Annotated in this window: 14 protein-coding genes; 3 read left to right on the plus strand and 11 right to left on the minus strand. The window is 68.4% G+C overall.

Features of this window, described 5'->3' with window-relative positions; genetic code table 11:
• Positions 1–17: 17 nt before the first annotated feature.
• Positions 18–1,052 (minus strand): acyl-CoA desaturase, encoded by a 1,035-nt coding sequence (locus BTH_RS01460; protein WP_009895074.1) that lies wholly within the window; start codon positions 1,050–1,052, stop codon positions 18–20.
• Between the two features lie 642 nt (positions 1,053–1,694).
• Positions 1,695–2,660 carry a GlxA family transcriptional regulator gene (locus BTH_RS01465; protein WP_009895075.1) on the minus strand — a complete coding sequence of 322 codons (966 nt, stop codon included), beginning with the start codon at positions 2,658–2,660 and terminating at the stop codon, positions 1,695–1,697.
• Between the two features lie 177 nt (positions 2,661–2,837).
• Between BTH_RS01465 and BTH_RS01470 the strand changes: the two genes are divergently transcribed.
• Positions 2,838–3,449 carry a cysteine hydrolase family protein gene (locus tag BTH_RS01470; RefSeq protein WP_009895076.1) on the plus strand — a complete coding sequence of 204 codons (612 nt, stop codon included), beginning with the start codon at positions 2,838–2,840 and terminating at the stop codon, positions 3,447–3,449.
• A gap of 258 nt (positions 3,450–3,707) precedes the next feature.
• Here BTH_RS01470 and BTH_RS01475 read toward each other — a convergent pair whose 3' ends face one another.
• From BTH_RS01475 to BTH_RS01505, 7 genes are all read right to left on the minus strand, one after another.
• The gene (locus BTH_RS01475) at positions 3,708–5,369 is read right to left on the minus strand and encodes an AMP-binding protein (protein WP_009895077.1); all 1,662 of its coding nucleotides are present in this window, start codon (positions 5,367–5,369) and stop codon (positions 3,708–3,710) included.
• A gap of 323 nt (positions 5,370–5,692) precedes the next feature.
• On the minus strand, positions 5,693–6,577 hold the full coding sequence (locus tag BTH_RS01480) for a 3-keto-5-aminohexanoate cleavage protein (RefSeq protein WP_009895078.1): 885 nt from the start codon (positions 6,575–6,577) through the stop codon (positions 5,693–5,695).
• A 33-nt stretch (positions 6,578–6,610) separates the two neighbouring features.
• Positions 6,611–8,638, minus strand: a complete 2,028-nt coding sequence (locus tag BTH_RS01485) for a biotin carboxylase N-terminal domain-containing protein (RefSeq protein WP_009895080.1) — start codon at positions 8,636–8,638, stop codon at positions 6,611–6,613.
• Positions 8,635–9,477 (minus strand): enoyl-CoA hydratase/isomerase family protein, encoded by an 843-nt coding sequence (locus tag BTH_RS01490; RefSeq protein ID WP_009895082.1) that lies wholly within the window; start codon positions 9,475–9,477, stop codon positions 8,635–8,637. The genes BTH_RS01485 and BTH_RS01490 overlap by 4 nt, the downstream gene beginning before the upstream one ends.
• 6 nt (positions 9,478–9,483) lie before the next feature.
• On the minus strand, positions 9,484–10,635 hold the full coding sequence (locus BTH_RS01495; protein ID WP_009895084.1) for an acyl-CoA dehydrogenase family protein: 1,152 nt from the start codon (positions 10,633–10,635) through the stop codon (positions 9,484–9,486).
• 12 nt (positions 10,636–10,647) lie between these two features.
• Positions 10,648–12,264 carry an acyl-CoA carboxylase subunit beta gene (locus tag BTH_RS01500; protein ID WP_009895086.1) on the minus strand — a complete coding sequence of 539 codons (1,617 nt, stop codon included), beginning with the start codon at positions 12,262–12,264 and terminating at the stop codon, positions 10,648–10,650.
• Position 12,265: 1 nt separating this feature from the next.
• Positions 12,266–13,126, minus strand: coding sequence for an SDR family oxidoreductase (locus BTH_RS01505; protein WP_009895088.1), 861 nt, complete (start codon positions 13,124–13,126; stop codon positions 12,266–12,268).
• Positions 13,127–13,431: 305 nt separating this feature from the next.
• On the opposite strand from BTH_RS01505, the gene BTH_RS01510 reads away from it, so the two are divergent.
• Both BTH_RS01510 and BTH_RS01515 read left to right on the plus strand, forming a co-directional pair.
• Entirely contained in the window at positions 13,432–14,604 is a 1,173-nt protein-coding gene (locus tag BTH_RS01510) for an acyl-CoA dehydrogenase family protein (protein WP_009895092.1), read from the plus strand.
• A 296-nt stretch (positions 14,605–14,900) separates the two neighbouring features.
• On the plus strand, positions 14,901–15,581 hold the full coding sequence (locus BTH_RS01515; protein WP_011400860.1) for a TetR/AcrR family transcriptional regulator: 681 nt from the start codon (positions 14,901–14,903) through the stop codon (positions 15,579–15,581).
• A 505-nt stretch (positions 15,582–16,086) separates the two neighbouring features.
• Here the strand turns inward: BTH_RS01515 and BTH_RS01520 are convergent.
• Positions 16,087–17,145 (minus strand): helix-turn-helix transcriptional regulator, encoded by a 1,059-nt coding sequence (locus BTH_RS01520; protein ID WP_011400861.1) that lies wholly within the window; start codon positions 17,143–17,145, stop codon positions 16,087–16,089.
• A 352-nt stretch (positions 17,146–17,497) separates the two neighbouring features.
• Positions 17,498–18,949, minus strand: coding sequence for an MDR family MFS transporter (locus tag BTH_RS01525; RefSeq protein WP_009907159.1), 1,452 nt, complete (start codon positions 18,947–18,949; stop codon positions 17,498–17,500).
• Positions 18,950–19,066 lie beyond the last annotated feature (117 nt).

A 19,066-nucleotide genomic window follows, 5' to 3' on the forward strand; every position in this document is an offset into this window, starting at 1 on the left:
CTCCCGTGGAGATTCGTTCATGGTGCGATGCGCTTCTTTTCGATGAGTTCCGCGTTCGGGCGATGCACGTCGTAGACGAGGTGCAGGCGTTCCAGCACGCGCACGAACAGCCCGCCCGGATCGATCTGCCACCAGTGCAGCCCGGTGAACGCGGACGCGGGGAACGCGTGATGATTGTTGTGCCAGCCCTGCCCGAACGTCGGGATCGCGAGCAGCAGGCTGTTGCGGCTGCGGTCGTGCGCGGTCGTGTGGAAGTCGCGCCGGCCGATCACGTGGCACAGCGAGTTCAGCGCCCAGATACAGTGGCTGACCGCGAAGATGCGCGCCATGTCGCCCCACAGGAAGCCGAGCAGCACGCCCATCCACGAGCGCGACGCGAGCCCGCAGACGAACGGCGGCAGCACGAGCCCGATCGCGACCCAGCGGTAGTACGCCATGTGCTGCCGGAACACGAGCGGGTCCTGATAGAGGTCGGGCACGTACTTCTCCCAGCCCGCCGGGCGTGTCGATTCGCCGACGAACAGCCACCCCATGTGGCTGTGATAGAGGCCCTTGAGCCGGCCGCCGATGCCGTCGCCCGACAGGTGCGGCGAATGCGGATCGCCGCAGCCGTCGCTCGTCGAATGATGGCGGCGGTGCGTGGACGCCCACCAGTTGACGGGACCGTGCGCGCCCATCGAGCCGAGCGCGATCAGCGCGGCGCGCACCCACGGCTTCGCCTTGAACGCCTTGTGCGTCACGTGGCGATGAAAGCCGACTTCGAGCCCGAGCGCGGTCGCGAAATAGAAGATCGCGAACACGATCCATTCGGCGGCGCCCGGCCCGTGACCGCCGATCCACAGCGCGATCGCGGCGGCCGTGCCCAACGCGGGAAGCAGCGTGACGACGGCGGCGATGCGGCGATCGAGACGGACGGCGGAGCGGGGCGAAACCGTTGTCGGGCGAGCGAAGCCATGCGAACCGGAAGGAAAAGACGCGGGAATCGCGCTTCCGATCGCACCCTCGGGCTGGCTCGCACCTTCGTTCGTGGACGGAGGCTGGCCGGAACTCATCGGATATCTCTCAGTAAATTGTTTGGTACATCTTTCATTGGCGATATCCGAAACTCAATATGAATTTTCCTATCGTCAATGCTGAGGTGTTTGGTGTACCAAAACAAATTAGCGAGGCGGCATGCGGATTTGAATGCGTAAATGGATAAAGCAGGCCGGAAACCGTTTCCAGCATCTATCGGCTTTTCTAGTCGGCGTTTCGTCGTTTCGTTGCGCTGAATGGTGAGCGGGGCTGGTTTTGGCGCTGGCTACGATGCGGCGGCGGCCGATCGGGCGCTGGAAACGATTCCGAAAACTGAAGAAATACTCGACTCGCGAGCCGATCTGCTTTTTTCATGCTGGATCGGAATAGGGATCGGATAATGACTCGGTTTCTCGGAATCGAAATAAGCGTCGATCGAATAAATGGAGAGAATTCGCACGCCGCCGGACGAGCGAGATTTCGATTCAATGCGGGATTGAATTGCGTTATTCGAGCTGCATTCGGATTCGTGTCGCGCGCGCCCGCGTGCCGGGGGCGCGATGCGCTTGCCGGCGGACGAGGCCGGAATCAGATTCGCGCGGCGCGCAACGGCCGGTTGCCGATCGGCGCGGGTTGCCGGTTCGCCGCCGCCGAGCGACGGCGAGTGCCCGGCCGGTGCGTCAGCTCGCAGCGGCGAAGCCGCGCCCGAACTGTTTCCGATAAGCGCCAGGCGAAATCGAATAGGCGGCGGTGAAATGCTGCCGCAGCGACACGGTCGACCCGAATCCGACGCTCTCCGCGATGCGCTCGACGGTCTTGTCGCTCGTTTCGAGCAGCCGCTGCGCGGCCGTCAGCCGATGATTCAGCAGCCACTGCGAGACGGTCGTGCCGGTCTTCGTCTTGAAGCGCCGCGTGAAGTTGCGGCGGCTCATGCCCGCGCGCGCGGCGAGCGCGTCGACGCACAGCGGCTGTTCGAGATGCTCGATCGCCCAGTCGAGCGCCGCGCTCAGCGCGTCGCCCGCCGTGGCCTTCGGCAACGGCTGCTCGATGTATTGCGCTTGCCCGCCGTGCCGGTGCGGCGCGACGACCATCCGGCGCGCCACGCGGTTCGCGACGTCCGCGCCGTGGTCGCGGCGCAGCAGATGCAGGCAGCAGTCGATCGCCGCGGCGGTGCCCGCCGACGTGAGGATGTTGCCGTCGTCGATGTACAGCACCTTCCGGTCGAGCTTGATCTTCGGGTACTTCTGCGTGAAATCGTCGCCCCACGCCCAGTGCGTCGCGGCGGTGCGGCCGTCGAGCAGGCCGGCTTGCGCGAGGACGAAGGTGCCGAGGCAGAGGCCCACGAGCCGGGCGCCGCGCCCGTGCGCGGCGCGCAGCGCGTCCAGCAGCGCCTCGGGCGGCCGCTCGTCCGGGGCGCGCCATGCCGGCACGATCACCGTGTCGGCCTCGGCGAGCACGGACAGATCGTGCGGCACGTCGATGCTGAAGCCCGACATCGTCGGCGCGAGCCCTTTTTTCTCGCCGCAGATCAGCAGGCGGTAGCGCGGCACGCCGAGCCGCGAGAGGTCGTCGCCGAACACGATGCAAGGCACCGACAGATGGAACGGGCTGATGCCTTCGAATGCGATGACCGCGACGGTATGCATGGCGAACGAGACGGCGGTGCGGAAAAGTGGCCCGATCCTATCACATGTTGTCTCTCGGGCCACTTTCACGGCCGGGGCCGGGTCCGGATACTGACGTCTGTTTCGCCGGCGCGCAGGCGAGACGCGCAGCGACGAACGATGGGCGTGCGTCGCGCTTCATTCACGAGGAGATTCACGATGAGCCATCCCACCATTCGCACCCTGGCCGGCGCGGGCGCTCCGCAGGCAATCGAAGCCGCGAGCGCCGCGCTGCTGGTGATCGATTTCCAGAACGAGTATTTCAGCGGCAGGCTGCCGATTCCCGACGGCGAGCGCGCGCTGCGCAACACGCAGCGCCTCGTCGCGCACGCCGATCGCGCCGGCATCCGCGTGTTCCACATTCAGCACGTGACGCCCGCCGGCAGCCCGGTGTTCGCCGAGGACGGCGACGGCGTGCGCTTCCATGCGGACCTGCAGCCGGCGGCGAATCATCAGGTGCTGCGCAAGACGTCAGTCAGCGCGTTTCCGACGACCGACCTCGACGCGCGCCTGAAGGCCGCCGGCGTCGGGACGCTCATCATCGCGGGCCTGATGACGCATGCATGCGTCTCGGGGGCCGCGCGCGACGCGGTGCCGCTCGGCTACGACGTGATCGTCGTCGACGATGCGTGCGCGACGCGCGATCTCGATCGCGCGGACGGCAGCGTGCTGCCGCATGCGGACCTGCATCGCGCCGCGCTCGCGACCGTCGACGACACGTTCGGCGACGTGATGACGACCGACGACCTGTTGAAGTTGGCGCTCGTCTGAACGTTCGCGGTCGCGCTCGGCAATTGCGCACGGATCGTGCGGATCGTGCGGATCGTGCGGATCGTGCGGATCGTGCGGATCGTGCGGGACGACATCGCCGCCGAATTGGCGTTCCCGGCCGATCCGGCGCCCGCGCATTCGCTCGAGGGGCCCGAGGCTCCGCTGTCGAATGCGATCGGCAAGCTGATTCGCCGTCTTTATTCGAAGCGCCGACGGCCGGCGGGCAACGTCGCTTCGACGGCGAGGAAGCGACGCCCGTCAAGCCGTGTCGGATTCCCAGACGATCGCCGCCCCGCGCGCATCCCACGCATCGAGAAACGGCGCGTACCGCGCCTCGACGCGATTGCGGCGCACCTTGAACGTCGGCGTGACGAAGCCGCTCGTCTCGTTCCAGACCGAATCGACGACCACGACGAAGCGCAGCTTCTCGTGATCGTCGAGGCTCGCGTTCACGCGCTTCAGATGCTCGCCGAGCGACGTATCGAGCGCCGCGCGCCGGCCTTGGCCGTCGAGCCGGCGGCCCTCTTCGGACAGCGACACGAGCGCGCACGGCTGCGGCAGCCCCGCGCCGACCACGCAGCACGCGTCGACGAACGGATGCGTCGCGAGCCGGCTCTCGATCGGCGAAGGCGCGACGTACTTGCCCTTGCTCGTCTTGAAGATTTCCTTCACGCGCCCGGTGATCTTCAGGCGTCCTGCCGCGTCGCGCTCGCCCTTGTCGCCGCTGCGCACGAAGCCGTCGGGCGTGAAGAGCGCGGCGCTCAGGTCCGGGCGCTTGTAATAGCCGAGCGTGTTGCCGGGCGAGCGGATCTCGATCTCGCCCGTTTCGGCGAGGCGGCACTCGACGTCGCGCACCGGCGTGCCGACGTAGCCGGGCCGCATGTCGTGCCGCCGGCACGAGTGCGACACGCCGCACACTTCGCTCATCCCGTAGCCCTCGAGCAGCTCGAGCCCGAGATCGCGATACCAGCCGAGCAGCGCGGGCTCGATCGCGGCGGCGGCGCTCGCGGCGAGGCGGACCTGGTCGAGGCCGAGCTGACGCAGAATCATCGGCTTCATCGCGTCGGGAATCGGCCCCGGCGGCAGGCGGCTCGCAACCGCATGCCGGAACTTCGCCCATAGGCGCGGCACCGAGATGAAGAACGTCGGCCGCGCGCGTTGCAGATCGGCGATGAACGTATCGAGCGATTCGCTGAAATAGACCGTGAATCCCGCGCGCACCGACAGCATTTCCACGTAGCCGCGCTCGGCGACGTGCGACAGCGGCAGGTACGAGATCATCCGGTCGTCGGGGCCGAGCGGGATCAGGTCGAATACCGGTTCGACGCACCATCCGAGCGCGCCGAACGTCAGCATCACGCCTTTCGGATCGCCCGTCGTGCCCGACGTGTAGACGATCGTCGCGAGCTCGTCGGCGGCGCGCGTCACGCGCCCGGCGAGCGGCGCGGTGTCGCGGACGATGTCGTCCCACGCCGCGTCGACGGACGACGCAGCGGGCAGAAAGGGCAGGCCGATGCATCGCACGTGCGGCGGCACGCCCGCGCGCATCGGCTCCCACGCGTCGAGCTTGCCGACGAACAGCGCCGCCGCCTCGCAGTGCGTGAGCGCTTGCCGGATCGACTCGGCGCCGAGCGTCGGATAGAGCGGCACCGATACGTGGCCGCTCAGCCAGATCGCGAAATCGGCGAGCACCCAGTGCGCGCAGTTCTTCGACAGGATCGCGACGTTCGATCCGCGCGGCAGATCGAGCGCGCGCAGATAGGCGGCGATGCGGCGCGCTTCGTCGACGGCGGCGCGCCACGTGAAGCGGCGCACGCCGCCGTCGCCCGTCGGCTGCACGAGCCAGACTTCGTCGGCGCGCGCGTGCTCCCAGTGTTGAAGGCGTTCGAGCGGCAGGTTGTCCGGGGCGATCGGGGTCAATGTCGTCTCCTTGCTGGCCGAGGGCGCGCAACGCGGCCGCGGGCTCGGTTCGATGTGTCGTTGGGTTGGCCTGCCCGGAGCATTCGAACAGCGCCGACGCGCGCCGGTTTTCGTCGGTTCGGAGCGGCTGCGGCCGTCTCCCGAAAATACTCACCTTTCGGTCATGCGTATCGCGAGCGTGCGGCGTGACGCGTCGCGCGCGTTCGCGCTGCGGCGTCCGTCAGTGTCGCGCCGGCCGCCGTGTCGTCACATGCTCCGCTATGGCCGCGACGGGCCGGTCGCACACGGGCCGCGGCGGCCGCGACCTGCGCGGCCCGGCGCGCTTACGCATGCGACGCGGTTTCCGCGCGCGTGCCGAGTATCCGCCGCGCGTCCTGCGGCGAGGCGATCTCGCGTCCGGCCTCGCGCGCGATCGCCGCGATCGCGTCGACGAGCTGGGCGTTCGACGTCGCGCGCGCGCCGTCCGGCAGATAGAACGTGTCCTCGAGCCCGGTGCGCAGTTGCCCGCCGAGCTCGGCCGTTCGCCGATGCAGCGCCCAGATGTTCGCGCGGCCGATCGCGGTGACTTGCCACGTCGAATCCGGGCGCAGCAGCCGGATCAGGATCGGCAGCAGCTCGGGATCGGCAGGCATGCCCGATTCGACGCCCATCACGAAGTTGTAATTCGATCGTCCTGCGAACAACCCGGCGCGCGCGTACATGTCGATGCAGCGGACGATGCCGGTATCGAAGCACTCGAACTCGGGCACCGCGCCCGTCTCGGCCATCGTCGTCAGGAACGACGCGACTTTCTCGACCGGGTTGTCGAACAGCATCGGCGGCCACGCCCATGCGCCGTCGGCCTTCACCTTCAGATAGTTGAGCGAGCCCGCGTTGCATGCGGCGATTTCCGGCCGAATCGCGCGGATGCACGCGAGCGGGCCTTCGACGTTCGGCCCGACGATGCCCGTCGACTGATTGAAGATCACGCCTGGGCACGCTTCGCGGATCGCCTGCGCGATCTCGGCCGCGAGCCGCGGGTCCCACGAAGGCAGGTGGCCGCGGTCCGGCTCCTGCCGCCGGAAGTGCACGTGCATGCACGACGCGCCGGCGTCGTACGCGCCTTTCGCCTCGCGCGCCATCTGCTCGGGCGTGACGGGCACGTTGAACTGCTTCGGGTCCGTGAAGATGCCGTTCAGCGCGCACGTGACGACGACGGGGTGGCTCATCGAGAAATCTCCTTGTATCGAATGCGGCTGCGCTCAGCCGGCCTGCGGTTCGAGTTGCGCGAGCACCTGGCCGGGCGCGACCTGCTCGCCCGCGCGCGCGCCGAGCGACGCGATGCGGCCCGCGAACGGCGCGGTGATCGCGTGCTCCATCTTCATCGCCTCGAGCACCATGACGGTTTGTCCGGCCGAGACCGTCGCGCCTTCGTCGATGTCGACCGCGATCACGCGGCCGTTCATCGGCGCGCGCAGCACGCCGTCGCCGCCGGCCGCGCCGGCGCTCGCCCGGCCTTCGCGGTTATGGATCGCGAACGCATGATCGACGCCGTCGACTTGCAGCCATAGCCGGCCGTGCGCGATCGCGAAGCAGTAGGCGTGCGTGCGGCCGCCGATCTCGACCGTCGACGGTTCGCCCGGGCCGGCGGGCCCGGCGGCCGCGTCGAGCGAGATCGGTGCGCCGCCATGCGGGCGCACGACGGCGCGCAGCCGATCGATCGCCACGACGCCGCGTCGCGCATCCGCGTGCTCCGCGCTCGCGCCAGCGTTCGCGTTCGCGTTCGCCAGCGACAGCCGATACGGCACCGGCAGCGGCGCGCCACTGCGCCAGCCGCGCCACGCCGGCGGCAACGCGTCGGCGCGATCGACGGCGGCGGCCGACAGCCACGCGGCGATCGCCCATGCCGCGTCCGTCGGCGCGCGGCGGCGGCTGTCGTTGTCGGGGAAGTGCGCGGCGATGAACGCGGTGGATACCGCACGCCCGTCGGCGAACGCCGGATGCCGCAGCACGCGCGCGAGAAACGCGCGGTTGGTCGGCACGCCGAGCAGCACCGTGTCGTCGAGCGCGCACGCGAGCCGGTCGAGCGCTTCCGCGCGCGAGCCGCCGTGCGCGATCAGCTTGCCGAGCATCGAATCGTAGAACGGGGTGATCGCGAGGCCCGCGGCGAGCGCGTGATCGCAGCGCGCGTGGCGGCCCGGCCGCCATGTCAGCACTTCGCCCGTGCGCGGCAGGAAATCGTCGGCGGGATCTTCCGCGCAGAGACGGACTTCGATCGCGTGCCCGTCGAGCCGGATGTCATGCTGCGCGAGCGGCAACGCTTCGCCTTGCGCGACGCGCAGTTGCCATTCGACGAGATCCTGCCCGGTGATCAGCTCCGTGACCGGATGCTCGACCTGCAGCCGCGTGTTCATTTCCATGAAATAGAACCGGCCGTCGCGATCGAGCAGGAATTCGACGGTGCCCGCGCCGACGTAGCCGATCTCGCGCGCGACGGCCACGGCCGTCGCGCCTAGCCGCGCGCGCAGCGCGGCGTCGACGGCGGGCGACGGCGCTTCCTCGACGATCTTCTGATGGCGACGCTGCACCGAGCAATCGCGCTCGCCGAGATGGACGACATGCCCGTGCGCGTCGGCGAACACCTGCACCTCCACGTGGCGCGGCTCGATCACCGCGCGCTCGACGATCATCCGGCCGTCGCCGAACGCCTTTTGCGCCTCGGATGCCGCGAGCGTCAGCGCGGCGGGCAGCGCGTCGCGCGAGGCGACGCGGCGCATCCCGCGCCCGCCGCCGCCCGCGGCCGCCTTCAGCATCACCGGAAAACCGATTCGTTCGGCTTCCGAAAGGATGCGCGCCGCGCGCTGGTCGTCGCCGTCGTAGCCGGGCACGATCGGAATGCCGGCCGCGGCCATCCTGCGGCGCGCGCGCGCCTTGTCGCCCATCGCGTCGATCGCGTCGGCGCGCGGGCCGACGAACACGAGGCCGGCATCGGCGACGCGCCGCGCGAACGCCGCATTCTCGGACAGGAAGCCGTAGCCCGGATGAATCGCTTGCGCGCCGCTTGCCAACGCGGCGTCGATCAGCTTGTCGATCGACAGATACGACTCGGCGGGCGTCGCGCCGCCGATCGCCACCGCCGCGTCGCACGCGGCGACGTGCGGGCTGTGCGCGTCCGCGGCGGAGTGGACCGCAATCGTCGCGACGCCGAGCCGGCGCGCGGTGCGCGCGATGCGCACCGCGATCTCGCCGCGGTTCGCGATCAGGAGCCGGGTGAAGCGGCGCGCGCTCATGGCGTTTCCGGCAGTGCGGGCGCGTCGCTTGCCCAACTGGGCAAGCGCTTGCCGGACAGTGCGGCGAGCCCTTCGGCGACGATGCCCGAGCGCAGCGCGGCCGCGAATTCGCCGGCGGCCGCGTCGAGAACCCGACCGCGTTCGCGCCGCAGTGCATCGGCGACGATCCGTTTCGTCGCGCGCTGCGCGGCCGGCTCGCACGCGAGCACGCGCGCGAGCTCGCTGCGCAACAGCCGCTCGATGCCGTCCGCGCCCGCGATTGCGTCGACGAGCCCCGCGTGCAGCGCATCGGCGGCCGACAGACGGCGGGCCGTCAGCATCAGCCAGCGGCCGCGCGCGGCGCCCGCGCGCGCGACGATGAACGGCGCGATCTGCGCGGGCGGCAGCCCGAGCGACGTCTCGGGCATCGAAAGATACGCGTCGCTCGCGATCAGCACGCGATCGCACGCGGCGGCGAGTCCGCAACCGCCGCCCGCCGCCGCGCCTTCGACAACGGCGAGCGTCGGCATCGGCAACGTCGCGAGCCTCTCGAGCAGCGCGCCGAACCGGCGGTTCGACGCCGCGATCGGATCGGGGGCGCCGGCGGGCGCCGGCTCGCGCATCATCGCGTTGAAGCCGCCGAAATCGCCGCCCGCGCAGAACGTGCCGCCCGCGCCGCGCAGCACGAACGCGCGCGCGTCGCCGTCACCGGCCGCGCGCTCGCATTCGGCGTCGAGCGCCGCGACGAGATCGTCGCTCAGCGCGTTGCGCTTGGCAGGCCGATTCAATGTCGCGAACACGACGCCGTTCGCGTGTGCGACATGCAGCGGCGCGGGCGTCGAGGAAGTCGTCACGGTCATCGCGCGTCACTCCCTCGGCAACGTGCCGAGCTTTTTGCAGATGATGCCGAGCATCACTTCGTCCGCGCCGCCGCCGATCGAGAAAAGGCGCGTGTCGCGGTACGTGCGCGCGATGCTCGATTCCCATGCGAAGCCCATGCCGCCCCAGAACTGCAGGCAGCTATCGGTGACTTCGCGCGCGAGGCGTCCCGCCTTCAGCTTCGCCATCGATGCGAGCGTCGTCACGTCGCCGCCTTGCACGTACAGCTCGGTCGCGCGATACGTGAGCGCGCGCAGCGCCTCGACCTCGGTCTTCAGTTCGGCGAGCCGGTAGTGCACGACCTGATGATCGAGCACCGGCCGTCCGAAGATCTTGCGCTCACGCGTGTAGTCGATCGTTTCGTCGATCGAACGATCGAGCACGACGAGCGCGGCCGCCGCGCCGTAGAGCCGCTCCTCCTGGAATTGCAGCATCTGATACGTGAAACCGTGGCCTTCCTCGCCGATCAGGTTGCGGCGCGGCACGCGCACGTCGTCGAAGAAGATCTGCGCGGTGTCCGACGAATGCATGCCGATCTTGCGGATCTTCTTTTCGATGTGCACGCCCTTCGATTTCAGCGGCACGACGATCAGCGATTTGTTCCGGTGCGGCGGGCCGTCCGACGTGTTCGCGAGGCAGCACATCCAGTCGGCCTGCGTGCCGTTCGTGATCCAGAGCTTCGTGCCGCTGATCACGTAGTCGTCGCCGTCGCGGCGCGCGGCCGTGCGGATCGACGCGACGTCCGAGCCGGCGCCCGGCTCGGATACGCCGATGCACGACACCTGCTCGCCCGCGATCGCGGGTGCGAGGAACTCGTCGCGCAACGCATCGGAGCCGAAGCGCGCGAGCGCGGGCGTCGCCATGTTCGTCTGCACGCCGATCGCGAGCGGCACGCCGCCCGCCGCGCAGACGCCGAGCGCCTCGGCCATCACGAGCTCGTAGCTGTAGTCGAGGCCGCCGCCGCCGAACGCGGCGGGCTTGCTCAGGCCGAGCATGCCGAGCGCGCCGAGCTTCCTGAAGACGTCGTGCGCGGGAAAGATGCCGGCTTCCTCCCATTCGTCGACGTACGGATTGACTTCCTGCTCGATGAAGCGCCTGACGGTGCGCGAGATCGCTTCGTGTTCTTCGGTGAATTGCATGATGTCTCCGGATCAGGGGCGGGCGACGCCGAACGTGAGCGGCTGGACGGATTTGCGGCGGCCGTCGCGGCAGACGGCAAGCGTCATCGCGAGCACGCGGCGCGTGTCGCGCGGATCGATGACGCCGTCGTCGAGCATGCGGCCGGACGTGTAGAACGCGTGCGTCTGGCGCTCGAAGTTCGCGACGATCTTCTCGCGCATCGCGTCGATTCGCGCGCGGTCGGGCTCGATGCCTTTCGCGCGCGCCGCGCCTTCCGTCACGATCGCCATCGTGAGCGCGGCCTGCTCGGCGCCCATCACCGCGGTGCGCGCGTTCGGCCACGAGAACACGAACGCCGGATCGAAGCCGCGTCCGCACATCCCGTAATTGCCCGCGCCGAACGACGCGCCGCAGAGAATCGTGATCTGCGGGACGGTCGCGTTCGACACCGCCTGGATCATCTTCGCGCCGTGCTTGATCATTCCCGCGCGCTCGGATTCCCGGCCGACGATGAAGCCCGTCGTGTTCTGCAGATACACGAGCGGCACGTCGCTCTGGCAGCACGCCTGAATGAAGTGCGTCGCTTTCGTCGCGCCGGCGGGATCGAGCGGGCCGTTGTTCGTCACGACGCCGACGGGCATGCCGTGCAGCCGCGCATGCGCGCAGACGGTGGCCGGCCCGTACGACGGCTGGAATTCCAGAAAGTCCGATGCGTCGACGATTCGCGCGATCACCTCGCGCATGTCGACGGGCTTCTTGCCGTCGCGCGGCAGGATGCCGAGCAGTCCTTCGGGATCGAGCGCGGGCTCCCCGCCCGCCGGCAGCGCCGCTTCGCGTTCGCGCCAGCCGAGCTTGTCGACAAGTTCGCGCAGGATGCGGATGCCGTCGGCATCATCGTCGGCAACATAGTCGGCGAGGCCCGACACGCTCGCGTGCATCGTCGCGCCGCCGAGCTCCTCGTCGGTCGCGATCTCGCCCGTCGCGGCCTTCAGCAACGGCGGGCCGGCGAGAAACGCCTTCGCGCGGTCGCGCACCATCACGACGTAGTCGGACAGCCCCGGCATGTACGCGCCGCCCGCGGTCGACGAGCCGTGCACGAGCGTGAATACCGGAATGCCGGCGGCGGACAGCTTCGCGAGCTGGAAGAAATGGCGGCCGCCGTGAATGAATTCCTCGACGCGGTACTGCATCAGGTTCGCGCCCGCCGATTCGACGAGATGCACGAACGGCAGCCGGTGCTCGAGCGCGATCCGCTGCAGCCGCTGAAACTTCTCGAGGCCCATCGGTTGCAGCGCGCCCGCGTCGATGCCCGAATCGGCGACGACGATCATGCAGCGCGTGCCGCTCACGTAGCCGATGCCGCCGATGAGCCCCGCGCCCGGCACCGATTGGTCCGGATCGCTTTCGCCGACCAGATAGCCGGCGAGCGACGCAAGCTCGAGAAACGGCGCGCCGGCGTCGACGAGCAGCGCGAGCCGCTCGCGCGGCAGCAGTTGCCCGCGCTTGTCGAAGCGCGGGCCGGCCTTCGCCGATTCGTGCGCCGCGCGCGCGTTCAGCGCTTGCCAATGCGCGATCAGCGCGCGCATGTGCTCGGCGTTGTCGCGGAACGCGGCGCTTGCGGTGTCGAGGCGGGAGTCGAAGACGGGCATGTCAGCGCCTGAAGAGTTCGGGCGCGATCGCGCGATGGAAGCCGTCGAACGGCGCGTTCGCGTCGACCGGCTGCATCGCGAAGTGGCGGCGCGCGTTCGGTGCGCCGCCGTCGACGCGCAGGCACGCGCCGCTGATGAACGACGCGGCGTCCGACAGCAGGAACGCGATCGCCGCCGACACTTCGGCTTCGTTGCCGATGCGCCCGAGCGGCACCATCTTCGGCAGCCCGCGCAGCATCGGCTTGATCGCGTCGGGGTAGGTGTCCATGCCGCTCGATGCGATCCAGCCGGGCGCGACCGCGTTCACGCGCACGGGCGCCCATTCGGCGGCGGCCGTCTCGGTGAGGTTCAGCATGCCGGCGCGCGCGGCGCCGCTGTGGCCCATGCCCGTCATGCCGTGCCACATGTCGGCGATGATGTTGACGATCGCGCCCGTCTTGCGCGGCTTCATCGATTGCACGTAGCACTCGCGTGCGACGAGAAAGCCGCCGAGCAGGTTCGTGTTCAGCACCGCCTGCCAGCCTTTCGCGCTGATCTGCTCGAGCGGCGCGGGAAACTGGCCGCCCGCGTTGTTCACGAGCAGATCGACGCGGCCGTGCCGCTCGACGATTTGCGCGACTGCCTGCCGCACGGCGTCCTCGTCGCGGATGTCGCACGCGATCGTGTCCGCGCGGGCGCCGTCCTCGCCGATTTCCGCCGACACGTTCGCGAGCTTGTCCGCGTTGCGCCCGAGCAGCACGACGTGCGCGCCGAGCGACGCAAGCTCGTGCGCGCAACAGCGGCCGATGCCGCTGCCGCCGCCCGTGACGAGCGCGATCTTGCCGTCGAAGCTGCCTGCGCGAAGTTGTGAGCGATATCCCATGGAAGGTCTTCCGTCAGTCGAGAATCAGCGGGGAAACAAATCGTCCGGAGCCGGCGCGGCCGTGCGCAAGCACGCGTCGCGCGCGAAAGCGCCGGCGGCGGCGGTCTTGCTGTGCGGCGCGTTCATCGGGCGGCCCGGATGCCGCCGCGCGATGTGCGCATCGTAGCGCCACGAATCTAATAAATCAATCGGTTGATTTATTTGTTCGGGCTTTCTAGAATCGGCGCGAACGAGGCCGTTCCGGTCAGGAGCATCCGGGAAGGCGGCCCCGGACGGCCGGCCCGACGAACCGACAGGAGACATCGATGCATTGCACGACCCCGAACCCGGCGTACTACCGGCCCGAACACATCGAATTGCAGGACACGCTGCGCCGGTTCGTCGCGAGAGAGATCTCGCCTTACGTGAACGACTGGGACGAGGCGGGCGAGTTTCCGCGCGAGCTGTACGAGAAGGCGGCGCGAATCGGGCTGCTCGGCATCGGCTTTCCGGACGCGTACGGCGGAGTCGAAGACGTCGACATGTTTCATCGGCTGATCTGCTCGATCGAACTCGCGCGCTGCGGCGCGGGCGGCGTCGTCAGCTCGCTGATGTCGCACACGATCGGTGCGCCGCCGATCGTGCATGCGGGCAGCGACGAGCTGAAGGCGCGCGTGCTGCCCGGCATTCTCTCGGGCCGCAAGATCTCGGCGCTCGCGATCACGGAACCGGGCGGCGGATCGGACGTCGCCGCGCTGCGAGCGAGCGCGATTCGCGACGGCGATCACTATGTCGTGAACGGCGAGAAGGTGTTCATCACGTCGGGCATCCGCGCCGACTACTACACGGTAGCCGTGCGCACCGATCCGCATGCGCGGGGCGCGAAGGGGCTGTCGCTGCTGCTCGTCGAGGGCGACACGGCGGGCCTGTCGAAGACGCCGCTGAAGAAGATGGGCTGGTGGGCGTCCGACACCGCGCATCTGCGCTTCGACGATTGCCGCGTGCCGGCCGCGAACCGGATCGGCCCGGAGGGCGGCGGCTTTCCGCTCGTCATGCAGAACTTCAATCTCGAGCGCTTCAGCCTGGCCGCGTCGGCGCTCGGTTTCGCGCAAGTCTGCTACGACGACGCGCTCGACTGGGCGCGGCAGCGCAGGACGTTCGGGCAGCGCGTGGCCGATCATCAGGTGATTCGGCACACGCTCGTCGACATGGCGATGCGCATCGGCGCGACGCGCGCGTGGCTCGAGCAATGCGCGTGGCAGATGGATCACGCCGACGGGCGCGCGCCGGCGCTCGTCGCGACGATCTGCATGCTGAAGAACTTCGCTACGCAGACGATGCAGTTCTGCGCGGACGCCGCGGTGCAGATCCTCGGCGGCATGGGCTACATGCGCGGCACGCGGCCCGAGCGCATCTACCGCGAGGTGAAGGTCAACATGATCGGCGGCGGCGCGCAGGAGATCATGAAGGATCTCGCCGCGCGGCAGCTCGAGTATTAGCAGGCGGTCGAAGTCCCTCTGGCGAGGTGGTGGAGACAATGGTCGGCCGCTCGGAACGCACGACAAGCGGCTCGCACGACTTGGATAAGGGGTAGGCCACCTCGAGAAACCCACGCGCGAGCGTCTCGCAAACCCGTTCTTCAACAGGCCCTGGCGCGGGACGCTCGGAATCGAAAGGCGCGCGCGAGCGGATCGGCTTTGCAAGCGTTTGAAACTCGCCGATAATCGCCGAATGACGGGCGTCGTCGCGGCTGCGCGGCGGCGAACGCCGGTTCGAAACATCGCATTGTGATTCTATGAGCGCCATACCTCAGGCCACGCGCAAGCGCGGGCGTCCCGTGAAGGGCGAGAGCGCGACGCTGCGCGACGAGCTGATCCTCAAATCCGCGAAGCTGTTCCGCACGCAGGGATACGAACGAACGACAGTCCGCGACATCGCCGCCGCCGCGGGCGTGCAGGCGGGAAGCTGGTTCTACTACTTCAAGACGAAGCAGGACATTCTCGTCGCCGTGATGGAGCAGGGGATGTCGAACGCGCTCGCGCGGATCGAGGCGCTCGACGTCGAGAACCTGCCCGCGCGCGACGCGTTTCGCGCGCTCGTGCGCACGCATTTGCAGACGCTCGTGTCGCCCGATCACGATTTCATTCCGGTGCTGCTGTACGAATGGAAATCGCTCGACGAAGCGATGCGCTCGAAGGTGCTGAAGCTGAAGGACCGCTACGAAGCGGTATGGGACGGCGTGATCGAACGGCTGCAGGCGGCGGGCGACTGGCCCGCGCCGACGCCGATCGACCGGCTGCTGACGTTCGGCGCGCTGAATTGGGTCGCGCAGTGGTACAAGCCGGACGGGGCATTGGGGCTCGACGCGCTCGCCGAGCATGCGGTGCGGTTTCTGCTGCGCACGGGCGCGATGCCCGCGCAAGCGCCGGCGGCCGCGAGCGCGGCGAAGAGAAGGCGCGCCGCGAAAGCGGGCTGACGCGGGCGAGCCGCCTTTCGTTCGATGTCCGGATCGTTTCGGCGCTGGCCGTGAAAGCGCGCTCGGCAAGCCGCCGGAGGTTGGCGGGCGTGCATATCGCGCAGGGCCGGAGTCGAGCGACCCTGGCGGATGAATGGAACGCCAACGAAAGAACGATGCCGAGACCGCAATGGCAGGCGTGGCAGGCGTGGAGGGCGGAAGGCGTTCGGACGTTTGGGGCATGAAAGAGCGATGAGCGGCGGCATCGGATGCACGTTTTTCATGTCGCCCGGACGCCGGCCGTTCGTCGAACGCCGAGCGCCGCACGCAACGCGCATGCGTGATGCGATCACGTCGCGTTCGATCGTTTCAGCCGCGCACGACGACGCTGACGCGGCTGCTCTCGGCCCTATTCAGGTTCACTCGCCCGAACCGAGGCGGCGCTCATCGTCGTCCGTTTCACCGGCGCTGGCGCCGCGGATCGACCGCGAGCGACGACGCGACGCGATGCGGCGAGTTCGCCTTCTCATGAAGCTCCGGTGGGAAAGTGGCGCCGCTCGTGGAAATCGAGCGGCAGGTCGTGTTGCGTTGCCTTGCTGTTGCCCGAGCGCGGCGCGACCGCGGTATTCCGCCTGATCTCCGACGGCGCGCAGCCGAACTGGCGTTTGAACAGTTTCGCGAACGAGGAGTTGTAGCAAAACCCATAACGGTCGGCGAGCTCGGAAATCCGGATGCGGGATTCGGTCGAGTGTCTCAGGATGTAATAAATCTTTCTCAGTCGAAGAAGTTTGATGTATTCGGCGACGCCCAGATTTTCCCGCGAGAATAATCGATATAGCGCGGCGCGCGAGAGGCCGATGTCATGGCAAATGGAATCGACGCACAGTTTCGGCGATTCCAGATGGTTGTTGATATAGGTTTTGACTTTCCTCGTCAATTCGATTTCCAGGTTCGTTCGAACGGGCCCGATAGGGTCGTGGGTCGCAGACGTCGCGGCCAGCAGCATATTCAGCGTGACGTCGCCGATGGCTTTCGATTCGGAATGGGAGATGGCGCCGATGTGCTCCGCGAGACCGACGATGTACTGAGCGGCGAGCGACGCCATCAGTCCGGAAAATACGGTGCCGTGCCGCGAGGAAAGATCGATGGGGATGAAGTTGCGCGGAACGATCAGGATGGCGACGTCGCCGGACTGAACGTCGATGCACAGCGGCCGGGCCGGATCGGCAAAGTAGAGCTGCCGCGCGCCGATGCGAACGATCCCGGTTTCGGAGGTCGACTGCCACGCATGCTCGCGGGAGGCGCAGAAAAAATAGTGGTCGCAACCGTTGCAATGGGTGCGCTGGATGGTCCGGATGGCGTCATGTGTGACGAGGCCGTTCGAGATCGTCGCCGGGTGGCGAAGCGTGCCGAGCATCAGGTTGCCGACATGCGCGCCGCTGAAAAAGCTGTCCGGCCCCGCAGGCGCGGCGCCCGTCTGACCCCGCCGGAGATCGGCCGTCGCGTCCCGATTTTGCAAGGGTTCGCGTTCTTTTCCCGAATCGAATGCTATGTTTGAAAATCGATATAGTTCTACATTCTCCATGTCCCTCTCCAAGACTGGATGTTCCGATTGAATTAATCGTTCTATTGGATTTCTATGTTTAGATGAGGAATCGATATTCGAGGGCACATTTGTCGGCCGTAGCACGAAACCGATGCGGTTCGCCGGTTCGTGTGCAAGATCGCACGTCCACCGCGTGAGCGCGGCTTATGGGACGGACCACTGACGATGAGGTGGCGGGCGGCGCGCGCAAAAGCCCGGCGCGCGGATGCGCAGCGCGCAACGCATCGGCGCAGCAGGCCGCCGATGGGCGTCGCCGCCGCGCCGATTGCCGCGCCGCTCGCCGAAAGGGCCGTCGCGTGCGAAACGGAAGGGGGGTTGTGGCCGAGCGTGCTCAATCATGTGCGGGCACTCCCTGGGCGTCAGGCGGCGCGTCGTCCCGATCCACGAGCGCAAGCTCGGGCAGCCGTAACAGCACGACAAGGGCGAGCGCGACGATTGCCGAGCCGACCGCGAACGTTTCGGCGATCGAACTGCGGTAGATGTCCGCCAGGCCGCCGGCCGCCTGGTGGAGCGAGCCGCTTAGATGATGCCCGGCGAGCGCCGTGCGCGCCGCGGCTTCCGTGGCCGGCAACTGACTCGCGATGATCGCGCTCGATCCGGCAATCCCGACCAGCCCGCCCAGCGAGCGAAAGAACGTCAGCATCGCGGTGCCGACGCCGCGTTGCGCGACCGGCAGCGCGTTCTGGACCGCGACCGTCATGTTCGGCATGACGAGACCCAGTCCGATTCCGAGCATGAAGACGCAGGGCTCGATGAACCAGTAGCTGAGGCGGGCGGAGATGGACCAGGCGAGCAGCGCGAACGCCACGATGGCGGTCGACAGTCCCGCCACTTGCGTGGGCTTGTAGCGGCCGATGCGCGCCAGGATGCGGCCGCCCATCACCGACGAGATGACCGCGCCCAGCATCAGCGGCACCATCAGCAGGCCCGACTCCGTCGCTCCCGTTCCGCTGACGAGCTGCGAGAACAGCGGCAGGAACAGCGTCGCCCCGAACAGCCCCATGAACGTCAGCGACATCACGATGCACGCGATGTTGAACACCGTGTTGTCGAACAGGGTCGGGGGCAGGATCGGCGCCGCCGTGCGCCGCAGGTGGGCAAGCAGCGCCGCGGTCAAGACCAGGCCGGCTCCCGCGCTGCCATAGACCTGCGGCGAGTGCCACGGCCATGCGGAGCCGCCCAGCGAGAGCACCAGCAGAAACGCCGTGACGGCCGCCGTCATCAGCAGCGATCCCAGATAATCGATTCGCTGCGCGCCGCCGGGCCGCCCGGGGCGCAGCTTGCGGACGATGTTGTACAGCGCCGCGCCGCCTACCGGGAGATTGAGCAGAAAAATCCAGTGCCACGACAATGCATCGGTGATCACGCCGCCGAGCAGCGGGCCCATCACGCTCGTCGCGGCGAAAACCGCAGCGATGCCGCCTTGCTTGTGCCCGCGCTGCGCGGGCGGAATCAGATCGGCGATGATCGCCTGGCTCAATGGCAGGAACGCCCCCGCGCCCAGGCCCTGCACCACGCGCGCCGCGATCAGCTCCGTCAGGCTTCGCGATAGGCCGCACAGCAGCGAGCCGACGAGGAACACCGCCACCGCGATGAGGATCATCCGCTTGCGGCCGAACTGGTCGCTGAGCTTCCCGTAAAGCGGCATCGACGTGGTGGAGGACAGCACGTAGGCGGTCACGATCCACGAGCTCTTGGCGATGTCGCCGAGATCGGACATGATGCGCGGCAGCGCGGTGGCCACGATGCTCTGATCGAGCGTGCCGAGGCCGATGACTACCATCAGTGCCCAATAGATCGTGCGGACTTCGCGCGCGCTCGGCGGCGCGTGAACCGGTTGCCGATCGCCGGCGGCCGGTTTCGACGCGCAAGCGGATGCCGGATCGGCCGGCGCATCGGG

It is taken from the genome of Burkholderia thailandensis E264 (assembly GCF_000012365.1).
In the GTDB taxonomy this organism is placed as follows: domain Bacteria; phylum Pseudomonadota; class Gammaproteobacteria; order Burkholderiales; family Burkholderiaceae; genus Burkholderia; species Burkholderia thailandensis.